The organism is Methyloceanibacter caenitepidi (assembly GCF_000828475.1).
Taxonomy (GTDB): Bacteria; Pseudomonadota; Alphaproteobacteria; order Rhizobiales; family Methyloligellaceae; genus Methyloceanibacter; species Methyloceanibacter caenitepidi.
Genome location: NZ_AP014648.1, coordinates 2,715,971 through 2,729,495 on the forward strand (window position 1 = coordinate 2,715,971; position 13,525 = coordinate 2,729,495).

9 protein-coding genes are annotated in these 13,525 nt (G+C 62.2%); 3 read left to right on the plus strand and 6 right to left on the minus strand.

Features of this window, described 5'->3' with window-relative positions:
* Positions 1–37: 37 nt before the first annotated feature.
* Both GL4_RS12865 and GL4_RS16885 read left to right on the plus strand, forming a co-directional pair.
* Entirely contained in the window at positions 38–646 is a 609-nt protein-coding gene (locus tag GL4_RS12865; RefSeq protein WP_244462615.1) for a response regulator, read from the plus strand.
* Between the two features lie 401 nt (positions 647–1,047).
* Positions 1,048–2,430, plus strand: coding sequence for a sensor domain-containing diguanylate cyclase (locus GL4_RS16885; protein ID WP_052464504.1), 1,383 nt, complete (start codon positions 1,048–1,050; stop codon positions 2,428–2,430).
* 30 nt (positions 2,431–2,460) lie between these two features.
* Here the strand turns inward: GL4_RS16885 and GL4_RS12875 are convergent, their stop codons facing one another.
* The 5 genes from GL4_RS12875 to GL4_RS12895 form a co-directional block, all read right to left on the minus strand.
* Positions 2,461–3,423, minus strand: a complete 963-nt coding sequence (locus GL4_RS12875; RefSeq protein ID WP_045368123.1) for an electron transfer flavoprotein subunit alpha/FixB family protein — start codon at positions 3,421–3,423, stop codon at positions 2,461–2,463.
* A complete protein-coding gene (locus GL4_RS12880) occupies positions 3,423–4,214 on the minus strand; it encodes an electron transfer flavoprotein subunit beta/FixA family protein (RefSeq protein ID WP_045368125.1) in 792 nt (263 codons plus the stop codon). The genes GL4_RS12875 and GL4_RS12880 overlap by 1 nt, the downstream gene beginning before the upstream one ends.
* A 39-nt stretch (positions 4,215–4,253) precedes the next feature.
* Positions 4,254–5,597 (minus strand): hypothetical protein, encoded by a 1,344-nt coding sequence (locus GL4_RS12885; RefSeq protein WP_156137597.1) that lies wholly within the window; start codon positions 5,595–5,597, stop codon positions 4,254–4,256.
* A gap of 7 nt (positions 5,598–5,604) precedes the next feature.
* Complete coding sequence (locus GL4_RS12890) at positions 5,605–7,845, minus strand: heterodisulfide reductase-related iron-sulfur binding cluster (protein ID WP_244462616.1); 2,241 nt, start codon at positions 7,843–7,845, stop codon at positions 5,605–5,607.
* Positions 7,846–7,946: 101 nt separating this feature from the next.
* The gene (locus GL4_RS12895; RefSeq protein ID WP_045368129.1) at positions 7,947–10,142 is read right to left on the minus strand and encodes an oxidoreductase; all 2,196 of its coding nucleotides are present in this window, start codon (positions 10,140–10,142) and stop codon (positions 7,947–7,949) included.
* 352 nt (positions 10,143–10,494) lie between these two features.
* Here GL4_RS12895 and GL4_RS12900 point away from each other — a divergent pair, with 352 nt between their 5' ends.
* The gene (locus GL4_RS12900; RefSeq protein ID WP_045368131.1) at positions 10,495–11,604 is read left to right on the plus strand and encodes an aminomethyl transferase family protein; all 1,110 of its coding nucleotides are present in this window, start codon (positions 10,495–10,497) and stop codon (positions 11,602–11,604) included.
* Between the two features lie 118 nt (positions 11,605–11,722).
* On the opposite strand, the gene GL4_RS12905 is transcribed toward GL4_RS12900, so the two are convergent.
* Entirely contained in the window at positions 11,723–13,339 is a 1,617-nt protein-coding gene (locus GL4_RS12905; RefSeq protein ID WP_045368132.1) for a trimethylamine N-oxide permease, read from the minus strand.
* Positions 13,340–13,525: the final 186 nt, after the last annotated feature.

The window sequence follows — 13,525 nt, forward strand, 5'->3', positions numbered from 1 at the left end:
AGGTGTTGGTATGGCTGAGTGCTGCAGAGTCTTGTTGGTGGATGATCATCCTCTGTTCCGCTCCGGAGTCGCACAGCTGATCTCGTCTCAGCCGGACTTCGAGGTCGTTGGCGAAGCCGCCACCTGCGACGACGGCGTGGCACTTGCGGAATCGCTCGGCCCGGATCTCGTCATCATGGATATGCACATGGGCGAAGGAAGCGGGCTAGATGCGCTCCGGCGCATCAAAGAGGCCGAACTCAACACCGAGGTCATCATGCTCACGGTATCGGACGCCGAGACGGATTTTCTTCGCGCCGTGCGGGCCGGAGCCAAGGGCTACCTGCTGAAGGGATCCGAGCCGGAGGAAATCCTGACCAAGCTGCGGCTTGCCGCGCGCGGCGAGTCGGTCTTTACGGAGCCGCTGATGAATCTCCTTCTCGGCGCCATGCGCGACGGCGCACCGAAGCCCGCGCCCGATGCCGATTGCCTCACGACGCGAGAGAAGCAGATCCTGCAATTAATCGCCGCCGGCAAGAGCAACAAGCACATTGCGCGGGATCTCAATATCAGCGACGGCACCGTCAAGGTTCACGTGAAGAATCTTCTGCGAAAGCTGAACTTGCAGTCACGGCTGGAGGCTGCCGTCTGGGCGCTTACGCCGTAGTACGACTCCGTGCCCCAGCGCCCATCCGTCCCCTGCTGAGGCGGCCGCTACCGATCCGGCTTCTTCTAGGAGAGCTTTCTCTCGCAGAAAGATCTCCGCGTGCCGGTCCTGTCCGCGCCGTCCCATTGGACTTAGACAACCGATGATCTCGGCGATGGTTAGCGCGCATGTCCCTCCAACCCGAGAGTTGCGTTTGTGCCGCAAGGAACGCTCGCGCTACAAGGAGACACTCGATCAGTTGATCAGCGCTCCCATCGATACCACCAATGTAGTACCCACTAAGATCATCAACACTTTTGTTTGTTGACTAACCGTTGTGCCGAGCGAGACAATCTTCAGTGCGCCAAGGGTGAGGATCTGAGGATCGGACGCGCCGCAGAGTCCAGAAGAGCTTTTGCGAAATGGGAAATTCCACAATCAAAGACCTGTCGGAGATCCTTGCGCGCGCGGGTTCCTTGTTTGAGACCGGGTCCTCCGGTTTCGTGCCCACGCAACCGCATCTCTTCGAACTGCTTCTCGATGCCGTCGAGACAATCGTGTTCGTCGCGGACACCGATGGCAGGCTCCGCTATACCAATGCAGCCTGGGAGCGCCTCACCGGCTTTAGCCCAACCGATACGCGCGGGCTCCCGAACGCCTACTACCTCCACCCGTCGGATCAGGACCGCTGGGTACGCTTTTTGGACGCGTCCAAGCGCGATCCCGAAGGACATCCCATTCTCGTTCTTCGCTTCCTGACGCGCTCGGGCGAAACGGTCTACTTGGAGGCTAGTGCGCAGGGGCTGATTTCCAACGACAACATCTGCCGCGGCTTCGTAGGCACGCTGTCGGAAGTCGGCAACCGCGTACAGCAGGAGAACATCAGGCAAGCGACCCACCGGACGCTAGATACGCTGATCAACAACCTGCCCGGCCTCGTCTACCGTTGCCGCAACAATCGTCAGTGGACGATGGAATATATGAGTAAGGGCTGCGAGGCCTTGACCGGATATCCGGCGGAAGCGCTCGTCAACAACAAGAAACTGACGTATGCCGACCTCATCCTGCCTCAAGACCGGGAACAGGTCTGGGAACACGTTCAGGCGGCCTTGCGCGAGAACCGTCCGTTCGAGCTGATGTATCGTATCCAGACCGCGACCGGCGACGTGAAGTGGGTCCTCGAGCGCGGACACGGCAACTTCTATACCAGCGGCGAGCTTCTGGGCGTCGAGGGCTTCATCACGGACATTACGCGGGAGAGGCACGAACAGCTGAGACTGAGAAGCGACAGCCTCTACGATTCCGCCAGCGAACTTCCAACGCCGGCGCTCTTCCTCGATCGCATCAAGATGGCGTTGTTGAACGCCACGCCCGGCGAGCACCCGGCGGTTCTGGTCGTTCATCTAAACCAACTGCAGAACTGGCACGAGTCCCTCGCCCCCGAGGACAGAGAGCGAGCCCTGCTCAGCATCGGCCGCCGTATCGAGGGTGCCCTGGAACGGTCGGACTCTCTGTGCCGTTGGACGCGCAATGAGTTTGCCATTTTGCGCACGAGAACGCCGTCGGTCGACGACGCCATCAAGCTCGCCGAGAAGGTCCAGAAGGCCTTGCGCGCGCCCATCGGCGACGGCGATGACGCCTTCTTCCTCACCACGAGCATCGGCCTTGCAACCGGCTTCGAAGCCGCCACAACGGACAGCGCCGAAGACGTCATTGGGATCGCCTCCGGCGCCGCTGCGCGTGCGAGCAATATCGGACTTGGCCGTATCGAGATTGCAAATCTGGACGACGCGCCTGCTGCCTAGCGTGGCGCGGACAGACGCGTCGACGTGTCGTCAGGAGGCCTGGTCGCGCAGTTCCTCCGCGATCTCGAACATGTCTCCAACGATGCCGTATTTCGCAATCGTGAAGATGGATGCCTCGGCATCCTTGTTGACCGCGATGATGTTCGGCACATGCTTCATGCCGGCCATGTGCTGGACGGAGCCGGAGATACCCAGCGCCAAATAGACCTTGCACTTGGCGACGGTCTTGCCGGACTGACCGACTTGGCGGGACTTCGGCAGCCAGCCATTGTCGGCGATCGGCCTGGAACAGCCCAAAGTGAAGCCGAAAGCATCGGCGAGTTCTTTGAACTCCTCGACGTTGTCTTCCTCGCCGACGCCACGCCCGATCGAAAGCATGTACTCCGCTTGCGTGATATCGACGTCGCCGGTCTGTTCCGGCTCGACATAGGTCAGGTGTTCCGTCCGCGCTTCCGCCGATGGCGCCTCGAAGGAGGTCACGGCGGGTGCCCCATCCTCCTCCGAAGGTTTAAAGACATTTGTCCGGACAGTCAGCAGTACGGTTTCCTTGCCCGGGAAGTCGATTTCCATATGCAATTTTTCCGCATAGGCGGCACGGACGGCAACCAGGCCCTCGGCCTCGAAACGCATCTCGAACACATCCGTCGCACACCCGAACTGGCCACGGGCCGCGACTGCCGGCGCATAGCCCCAGGCATCCACCGTGTGCGGACACATGATGACGGCCGGCTTCCGCGCGTCGGCCAGCGCCAAGACGGCAGCCTCGTAGGTGTCGTTCTGAAACGACGCCACCGGCACGGGGACTTTCACGACTTCATCGACACCCGCCTTCGCCACGAGGCCTGCGAAGTCGTCAGGCGATTGCGCGAAAACCGCGACGGTCACCTTGTGTTCAGACTCCTCCTTCAACGCGACAGCCGCGGCGATGATTTCCAACGTCGCCGGGTTGAGTTGCCCCTGACGGTGCTCCGCGATCACAAGGATCTCTCCCATTATGCCGCTCCCTTGAGTTCTTTGATGATTTCCGCAAGACGCGCGGCCTGTTCGGCCGGTGTGCCTTCAATGAGTTCCGCTTGACCGGTCTCCGGCTTGTACATGCGCCGAACCCTAAACGAGGCCTGTTCGGCGAGGCTGTCGCCCGATAAACCGAGATCGTCCAAGGACAATTCCTCGACGGGCTTCTCTTTTGCCTGTTTCAGGCCGCGCAATGACGCGTAGCGCGGGGTGTTGATACCAAGCTGGATCGTCAGGACCGCGGGACACTCCACCGAGAGCTTCTCCACGAGTCCGCCCTCGAGTTCACGAAGAAGCGTGGCCTTGGGATCGCCGGGCGTCCACTCGAGCCCGGTGACGACCGCCACATGCGGCCAGCCCAGAGCCGCCGCAAGGGCGACACCTGTCTGCGCGTAAGACCGGTCGGAGGACAAAGTTCCGGTCAGGATCATGTCCGGCTTTTCGCGCGCTGCGACGCCGGCAAGCACTTGCGCAACGACGGCGGGGTTTGCGTCTTCCAACGCGTCGTCCCACACCCGAATGCCGCGTTCGCCACCCTTGGCGAGGCAACGGCGCAGAACATCCTCCGCATCGTCCGGACCGACGGTCACGGGAACGACTTCGACACCGTCCGACGCTTCCATGATGGTCAGCGCGGCTTCGTACGAATAATCGTCCCACTCATTGGCTTCGAAGTTCAGAAAGTCGGGATCGACGTCCTTGCCATCGTCGCGAAGCTCAAAGTCCTCGTCCACGACGGCGATTTGCTTGACGGGAACTAGGATTTTCATGGTCTTACCCTCACACCAATATTCCTTCCGATGTTGTCCTCAGGTCGAATTCGCTCTGTCGATCAACGCGCTTGCAGCCGAGAAGCGCACTTGTGGCTCGGGATCGCCCAGCATCGCGACGAGGTCGGTCTCCGACAGGTTTCGATGCCTGGCCAGAAAGGCGCGATTGATCGGGTACGGATCCTCGAGCAGCGCGACCAACGCCCCGCGCGGCGCCTGTGCATTCAGGATGACCGACCGGCGGACGTCGGCGTCGGCGCTGCCAGCGATGCGAATGAGAAGATCGAGCGGCGTGCGCGGGTTCCGCCCCAGTGCCGATAGGACATCGGGGTCGTCATCCCGTCCGAGCGCGCCGATCACGTCGTCGGGCACATCGGCGCGAAGCGCGACCCCTGCGCGGACCCAGGCGACCGTATCTTGCGACAACTGTCGCAGCAGGCCGAGCGGGGCCGACCGGTTGCGGCTTACGCTGCGCCGTACATCGGCCTCTTCGTCGACGGCAAGGCGAACGAGGACATCTTCGGGCACCGTCGGATTGCGGGCCAGCCAGCGCCGGACCCAGGCATCCGGATCGTCTGCAAGCCGCCGCGCGACATCTGCGTCCAACCCGTCGCGGCGGGCCTCCGCGCGGCGGACCCTGATGCACGGATCGCCCGCGACGGCATCGGGCAGCGCCTCATCGGGGGCGAAGCTGCGAATGGCCGCCGCCCGAACCGTCCCGTCGGGATCGCCCAACAACGTCGCAAGCGCTGCCGCTCCGGCCGACGGATTGGACGCGAGCTTGCGCCGGACGAGAGCCTCGGAATCCGTCAGAGCTGCATCCAAGACCTCCTTCGGCGCAGAGGGATGCGCCGCGACCTCGGCACGCGTGTAAGCATCGCCGTCTTTCCAAAGAAGGCTGAGAATGTCCGCCGGCGTATACGGATTTCCGGCCAGGGCCTTCTTGTTTGCAGGCTCCGCCACGGGATAGAGGGCGCGCAGCGTCTTCGCCGGCGTGTTCGGATTGCCGCAAAGCGCATGACGGACCGCGAGCGATGGGGACTGCCCGAGTCCCGCCAGCGTGTCGGGACTGACGTTCGCATGCGCAGCCACGGCGACCGCCATCTCCTCGAGACGGTCGCCTTTGACAAGTTTCGCCAAGGCTTGCGGTGAGGCCGCCGGATTTCGCGCCACCCGCAAGCGCACCTTGCCGTCCTCGTCGCTTGCCAGACTGTCCAACAGCGATCGCGGAACATAGGGCGCGGCACCAAACTGACGCCGGGTCTTCGCGGTCTGGAACAGCAGCTCTTCGAGCTTCTGCCGCTGCGGAGGCGGGGCGGCACCGTGAACGGCTGCTGCCAAGTACACGTCTCCGGAGACTAGGGCGCGGTTCACCAGGCTCATGACGGTCCTACTGGACACCTGGGACCGCTGCGTCCGCCGCGCGCTGCTCCTCAGCCGCGACAGCTCCTGAGCCCTCACCGAAGTCCATGCACTCCTCGACGAGCTCTATAAGCTCCATGACACGGAAATTGTCCTCGTTGCCGGTGGATTTGCGCGCGTCTTCGAACATGTTCATGCATTTGGGGCAGTTCACGACGAGAACATCGAGCCCCTCGATCTTGGCCGCTTCGCGGACGCGATTTTCCGACGGCTTCTCCTTGTCCGTGGGATCGGCAATCCAAATGCGCCCGCCGCCCGCGCCGCAGCAGAAGGAGTTGTCCCGCGATCGTTCCATCTCGATCAGTTCCGCACCGAGCATCCGGATGGACTCCCGCGGCGGCTCGAACCCCTTGTTGAGACGCCCGAGATGACATGGGTCGTGATAGGTCACGCGCGCATCGAAGGTCTTTGACGGCTTGAGCTGCCCCGATGCGAGCATCTGCTGAATCATGGCGCTGGCATGCTCGATCTCGAACACACCGTCGAAGTCCGGGTACTCGTTGCGGATCGTGTTGTAGGAATGCGGATCGGTCGTCACGATGCGGTTGAAGTCGCAAGCCTCCAGCGTCTCAATGTTCTGCTCGGCGACATGCTGAAACAATCCCTCTTCACCGACACGGCGGACATCGTTGCCTGCGTTCATCTCGGCTTCGTACAAAATGCCGAAATCGACGCCGGCATGATGCAGAAGGCGCGCGAAGGCTTGTGAGACCCGCTGGTAGCGCGGATCGAACGACGCGAAGTCGCCAACAAACCAAAGAACGTCGACGGGTTCTTTCCGCGCGTCCTTGATCTCGAAGTCCAATTTCTTGGTCCAGCCGGGGCGCTTGCGCTTGTTCTCGCCGAGCGAGTTGCCCTTGTTGTGGATGTTCTGCAGCGCTTTCTGAAGCGTAGGCTCCATCTCGCTGGCATCCACCAGCGCACGGCGCATCTCGACGATGATCGGGACATGCTCGACGCCCACCGGACAGATCTCGACACAGGCCGCGCAAGTCCGGCACGACCACAACGTCTCCGGCCGCACCTGATTGACGCCGTCACCGATCGCCGCCAGGGCGTCCTGCGGCGGCAGCCTGAACCCTTCGAGGGTCGCGTTCGACAATTCGCGCAGCGTCAAGACGAGGTCACGGGGTGACAGCGGAAAGCCCGTTGCGTTGGCAGGACACGCCTCGTGACAACGGCCGCACTTCGTACAGGCATCGAGATTGAGAAGCTGCTTCCAGGTGAAGTCCGTGATGGACTCCGCGCCGACTTTCTTCGCGGTCAGGTCTGATTCGGGAAGATGCGCGGCCGGCTTCGCATCGCGCACCGCGAGCGAGGCCATGGCCGTGAAGATGTGCTTCGCCTTGGTATAGGGAATGGCCGCGATGAAGGTGAGAGCCAGAAGGCCGTGGAACCACCATAGCCCGATGCGCAGCTCCCCTGCCCCCATCGGCGTCAGCCCGAGCGCTTTGTAGCCGTATGCCACGATCGCGCCCACCGGCGACCACCAGCGGTAGTCCCAGACCGTCGGGTCGGCCTGCAGCCAGACGAGGCGCGCGGCCTCGAGCATGAAGCCGGTGATGCCGAGCAGCACCAGGGCCCAAAGAAACAGCCAGTCCTCCATCCGGTACCAGTCGCGGCCGTAGTCGGGATCGGACGGGACACGATCGGGGCGGCGGTAATCGAGCTTCGGAAGCGCCAGCCACTTCCGGCGATACATCATGTACAGGAGGCCGATCACGAACCCCGCGCCCGCGATGTCGAGCACCAGCGAGAACCAGAGATAAAAGGAACCGTACCAGAACTTGATACCCGCGATCGGCTCGAGAATGTCGTACTCGAGCGTGATCGTCGCCGTACCGATGAAGAGCAAGGCGAAGCCGAAAAAGATCAGCGCATGATTGCGGCCGGCGGCTGAATCGCGGCGGCGGATCGTGCGATGTGTCAGCATCGCCTCGATCATGTCTTTGATGCCGCCCCAGAGCCCCTTCTCGGACACGGAACGGCCGCGGGCGTATTTCCGCACCTGCGCGTAGCAGCCGTAAACAAACACGGCGATCGCAAGGACCGCGACGACGTAGAATGACACCAGCATCCACGTCGGAAAATCTTGGAACAGAATTCGGGTGACCTGCTCCGGGTTCTGCCCCGCTTCGATCAACGTCGTCTCCTGACGGGTTGAGGGCGTTTCTTGGAACCCGCGCTCCCTGATCGAGACTCGCGTCAATCAGGTCGGATCGTTCGGGTTCGTTTGCGCCAAAGCCCTAAAGTTCGTTGTTGAAAGATCGTCCCGGGCGGGGGGAGAGAACCGCCCGGGACGAAGTCGTTCTACTCTTGGTACTGAATTTCGACGGCGCCGCCCGGCATATGGGGCTCACCCCAGACAGCCACTTCGCGGCGATACGGCTTCGGATGCTGCGGATCGTTTTCTTCGATCTCGCGGGCGATCCGGTGTCCATCGAAGGTCGCATCGGCAATGAGCTTGGGCGCCCAAGCATCGCCGATGACGTACACACCCTTGATGCCCTTCTCTGCCCACTCGCTCTTCCGCGCCTTCAGGCCACGATAGATCTCGTCGTCCGAGGAACGGCCGGTCACGAGCACCAGCGTGTCGAAGTCGACCCAGCGCTGGGTCTTGTTCTCATCGCGCGGCAGCTGGCCGGGCCCCTTGTACTGTCGCTTCCAGCCGTCGCCGTAGATGTCGTAGATCTCGATACGGCCTTCTTCTGCGCGAGAGGCCCAGACGCCGTCGATCATCTCGACATGGTTGTTGTGCAACCAGCGGTGAAGGTTGGGAAGTTCGAGCGTGAACTCCATGTACCGGCCCATCTGCACGCCATTGATTATGGTGACGTCGTGGCCGGCTTCCTTGAGCCGCTGCGCAAGGCTTGGGCCCATGTAGTACCAATCGCAATTGAGCACCACGACCTTCTTGCCGATCTTCTTCTTGCCTTCGAAGATCTGTTCGGGCGTCACGCACCAGTCCTGGGTCGTTGCGTCGATGCCGGGGATCGGCTCATGGGTCAGACCGCTCGTACCGTCCGTGTTCCAATGGGAACCGGTCGCCACGATGATCTTGTCGGCGCCGTAGTCGAGACAGTCGTCGACCGTCATGGGCTTCACGCCGAGCGCGACCTGGGAGTCCTTGTTCTTTTTGAGAAGCTTGTTGATCTGGGTCTCACGGTAGTCGCGGTGATAGCTCCACTCGCCGAGGCCAGGCAACGTCGCGATCGTGTTGACGCAGCCGCCGACCTTGTCGGCCTTGTCCACCAGGTGAACGGTGTAGCCCCGCTCCATGAGGACGCGCGCGGCTTCCGAACCGGACGGGCCGGCGCCGAGCACGAGGATCGAGTCGTCCGACTCGGCCTTGGGGAACTTCTCGGGATGCCAGCCGCGGCGGTACTCTTCACCCGCCGTCGCATTCTGCGTGCAGATGAAGGGAGGACCGCCGATTTCCCACCGCGAGATGCAAACGTTACAGCCGATGCAGGTGCGGATGTCGTCGAAGCGGCCTTCCTCGATCTTCTGAGGCAGGAACGGATCCGAGATGCTCGGCCGCGCTGCGCCGATGATGTCGAGCTCGCCGGCACGGATGACCTGAGCCATCTTTTCGGCATCGGTGAAACGGCCCACGCCAAGCACCGGCTTCTTGGAAACCGCCTTGATGTGCTTCTGCCACGGGATCTGATGGCCCATGCGGTACCAGCGGGACGGACCAGCGTCCTCGCCCCATTCGGCGATGTCGCCCACATTGACGTCCCAGACGTCGACCAGCGGATCGGCCAGCTCGACGAACTTGATGCCGTCTTCCTCGACCTCGACGCCGGCGTCGCCGTAAAGCGTGTCGACCGCGAAGCGGGTCGCAATCGCGCAATCCTTACCGACTGCGTTGCGCACCTTTTCCAGCGTCTCGAGCCAGAACCGCGCGCGATTCTCAAGCGAGCCGCCGTATTTGTCGGTGCGCCGGTTGTAGTAAGGCGACAGGAACTGAAGCGGCAGATAGGAGTGCGCGCCATAGACATAGACAATGTCGAAGCCCGCATCGCGCGCGCGAATGCCGGCGTCCACGTAGTATTGCTGCAGCCGGTTGATGTCGTCCTGATCGGCTTCGTGGCAATAGGTCAGGTTCTCGTATTCCGAGTTGAACTGGCTCGGTCCATAGGACGTACAGCGTGTCTCCATGCAGGGCGCATGCGCCGCGCCGTACCACATCTCCACACCGGCCAGCGCGCCATGGGCGTGAATGTGATCGGTCATCGCACGCAAGTTACGGATATCGCCGTCGTCCCAGATTCGGGCGGATACGCGATGGCAATCGTCCGATTCCGGATGAATCGAGCAGTACTCCGTGTTGATGCCAGCCCAACCGCCTTCAGCCTTCAGAGAGCGGTGCGCCGCCTGGAAACCCGGTTTGTCCGATCCGGCGCCGATGCAATGGGGCACCTGATAGAAGCGGTTGCGGAGGGTTTTGGGCCCGATCTTGATGGGCTCGAAAAGGATGTCGTATTTCGAGTCACTCGCCATGGAGTGCATCTCCCTTTATCTGGCGGTGGGGAGATCAGCTCCGCTCAACCGCTATTCTCGACCAGCCAGAGCCCGGAAAAGTCTAGTCCGGCTTATTGTTATGTGCCGGAGCGGCCGCCCAACCCGAGACATCTTGGCAGTGCAAGTCTCGGCCAATTCGGCCCAATTCCAATTCCCTTGGATGGATACCCACTTGGGGTTAGCCGCCGTCCGGCGCATGGCAGGAGCCGCGCGCTTATTCAGAATGGCCTACCTCCACGAGAGTAATTGTCATTCGGCGTGTTCACTTCGACACTGCGGATAGCCGCCACGACGCGGTTTTGATCGAAATCACGCACACGGTTGGGGCGACATGAGCACGCGAAATTCCGCACTGAACAGTCGACACGAAGCTCTGGGATCGAAACTCGACGGCGAGACATGGTGCGACATGCGCGTGCCGTGGAGCTATGCGACCGATCCGAACGACGAAGTCGTGGCGGTACGGACCTGCGCCGGACTCTACGACGTCTCCGCGCTGAACATCGTGCGGGTGACTGGGCCGGACGCCGTCGCCACGCTCAATGGTCTCGTGGCCATCGACGTTTCCACGATCGCCCCGGGCCAGGCTCGGCTGGGCGCCGAAGTGAACGAAAACGGCGCCCTCGTCGACGACATCATGATTATTTGCGATGGGCCGGACGAATACCGCGTCACCCACGGCAGCGGCGCCACGCCCGAGCAGCTCAAGAAGGTGTCGGAAGGCAAGAACGTCTCCGTCGAGTGGGACCGGGATACCCATGTCCTTTCCCTGCAAGGTCCGGCGTCTCTGAAGACGCTGAACCCGCATACGCCCATGGCGCTGGAAACGCTCCCCTTCTTCAATCACGCGAAGACGACCCTGTTCGGCAAGGACGTCATTATCGGCCGCTGCGGATATTCCGGGGAGCGTGGCTACGAGGTCTATTGCTCTTCGGCGGATGCCGGCGAGGTATGGGACAGCATTCTGGCCGCCGGCAAAGAGTTCGGCGTCGTGCCCGCCTCTTGGACATCGCTCGATCTCATCCGCGTCGAGTCCACGCTTCTGTTCTTCCCCTACGATATGCCTGAAGGCGACACGACTCCGTGGGAAGTCAACATGGGCTGGGGTATCGACGAGGACAAGCAAGCGGACTACATCGGCAAGCAGGCGGTCCTCTTCCTTCGCGGCCGAGAGCGCATCAAACAGGCCGGCATCGTATGTGACACCGACGACGCGGTCGAACCCGGCACGCGCATCTTCAAGAACGGCAAAGACGTCGGTGTCGTCACCAGCTCGAGTTTTAGCCGGTACCTCATGAAGTCCCTAGCTATGGTTCATCTCCTCCCGGACTGCACCGGACTTGGCACGCAGGTGACATTGGGCGGCGAACCGGGCATTTGCACCGGCACGGTGGTGCAAACCCCGTTCTACGACCCGATGCGACTGCGTGTTGAGGACTAGCAGCCCCGAGTGCCGCCTGCACTACTGGCCGCGGGTGGTACCGAGAGCCGGTTGCGTGCACGTCACGCGGCCGGCTCTTTCCCTTTGTGCCTTCGGCAGAAACCGTGCTCGGCAGCGATCAACTCGATGCCCAGAAATGGCAGGCTAGCGTGACGGCCGCCGCGCCGGCGAGTGCCAGATAGGGCAGCAGACCCCCACGTGTCGCCACCCCCGCCTCGGGTCCGAGATGCATGTCCTCGGCCATGTTTTCCGGATAGATGCCTTTGTCCTGGACATAGTGCCGGTAGATGAAGAACGGCACGGCGAGGAACGCGATGATGAACCCGGTCAGCAAGGTGCCCTGCCCCCATATGTTCGCACCGAGCCCGGCCACCGCCATGTTGACGAACGACATCAGAATGCCGGCGATCAGCAGGACCTTTGGGACCCGATAAGGCCGCACCCAGTGGGGACGGTCGAGCCGGTGTATCCAGCCAGCGTTCACGTAGAGAAACGTGAAGACCATGTAGGAGACATTGGTCGCGGCCAGGACGAAGATGTAGTCCGACATCAGGAGTAGGCCCAGATTGAGAACCAGATCCGTCCACATCGCGTTTGTCGGCGCGCCTGCCTTGTTCACGTGGGAGAGGTAACGCGGCAGCCATCCCTCGACCGACCCCTGATAGGACGTCCGCGCTGCACCCGACATCGCCGTCATGACGCAGAGCAGGATTGCGAGGATCAGCAGCACCGCGACGATGGTTTCCAGAACTACGCCGCCACCGAGGATGTCGGCCAGAACGTGGCCCACATCCATGCCGCTGCGGATGCCCGGCGCGATCATCCCTTCGATCCCGAGCGAGCCTTGAAAGGCCAGCGGCACGAGCGTAAAGACGCCGACGCACAACAGCCCCGACGACATCAGCGCCAGAAACGTATCGCGGGCCGGGTCCTTGAATTCGCGCGTATAGCAGGCGGCCGTCTCGAACCCGTTGGCGGACCACAAGGCAACGAACAAGGCGCCGCTGACGGCGATCCAACCCGCTTTGTCCCAGGTGCCGTCAACCGCTCGACCGGCCGCGTCGTAGGCCAGCGGGGCCAGCGGCAAGAAATTCTCGCGCGGCATGTCGCCGGTGAACAGCGGAACGATGCCGATCAGAATGAGCGGCACGAGAGCAGCAATCCCAAGCAGCATCGTCACACGCGCAGACTGAAGGATGCCGCCGCGCTGGATCGCGAAACAGCCGAGCAGCAGCGTGGCCGCCACGATGAATGTCGCGTTGATGCGTAAGGTGAGCCCCTCCTTCAGCCATCCGAGATCGGCCAGCACGATTTGCCAGCTTGTGATGGCGGCGTCCGGGGCGAAAAACAGGTTGAGGACGTAGCCGGCACCAAGACCGGCGCCGATCGACAGCACCACGGACCACGCGGACCAATTGCACCACACCGCAATCGGGGCGAACAGCTTGCCGTATCGCGACCAGGCGATCGCGCTATGGATGGCTGCTCCGCCGGACTTGCCTGGGAACAGGCCCGCGATTTCCGCGTAGGTAAAGGCTTGGATGAAGGCCACGGTGATGGCTGCGACCCAAACGAGCCAAGAGGCCTTGCCCGAAGTGGCGGCGACGCCGCCCATGGTGAAGAGAACCAGGGCCGGGACGCCACTGGCGACCCAGAAGGCATCCCGCCAACCAATCTGCCTCTGCAGCGAATGCGGGCTTTCGCCGGCGTATTGTCCTACGTCTTCTACGGCCACCGGCTCTCGATCGTCCCTGCCACGGACGGGTTCTATGGCCCGTCTTATTCGCGTCATTGAAGCTATGTTGTCCGCACGAAGCGTCCCGCATCAGCCAAGAGCGAGCAATGCTCTGATCGAAGTAACTCCTAAGAGGTACGATCTTGTAAGAATGCAGCGCTCTGTGAAGCTGTGCTAAATCTCGAC

Coding starts and splice junctions, on each gene's coding strand:
- GL4_RS16885 (WP_052464504.1), top strand. CDS start 1,048: ATGGGAAATTCCACAATCAAAGACCTGTCGGAGATCCTTGCGCGCGCG.
- GL4_RS12875 (WP_045368123.1), bottom strand. CDS start 3,423: ATGGGAGAGATCCTTGTGATCGCGGAGCACCGTCAGGGGCAACTCAAC.
- GL4_RS12880 (WP_045368125.1), bottom strand. CDS start 4,214: ATGAAAATCCTAGTTCCCGTCAAGCAAATCGCCGTCGTGGACGAGGAC.
- GL4_RS12885 (WP_156137597.1), bottom strand. CDS start 5,597: ATGAGCCTGGTGAACCGCGCCCTAGTCTCCGGAGACGTGTACTTGGCA.
- GL4_RS12895 (WP_045368129.1), bottom strand. CDS start 10,142: ATGGCGAGTGACTCGAAATACGACATCCTTTTCGAGCCCATCAAGATC.
- GL4_RS12900 (WP_045368131.1), top strand. CDS start 10,495: ATGAGCACGCGAAATTCCGCACTGAACAGTCGACACGAAGCTCTGGGA.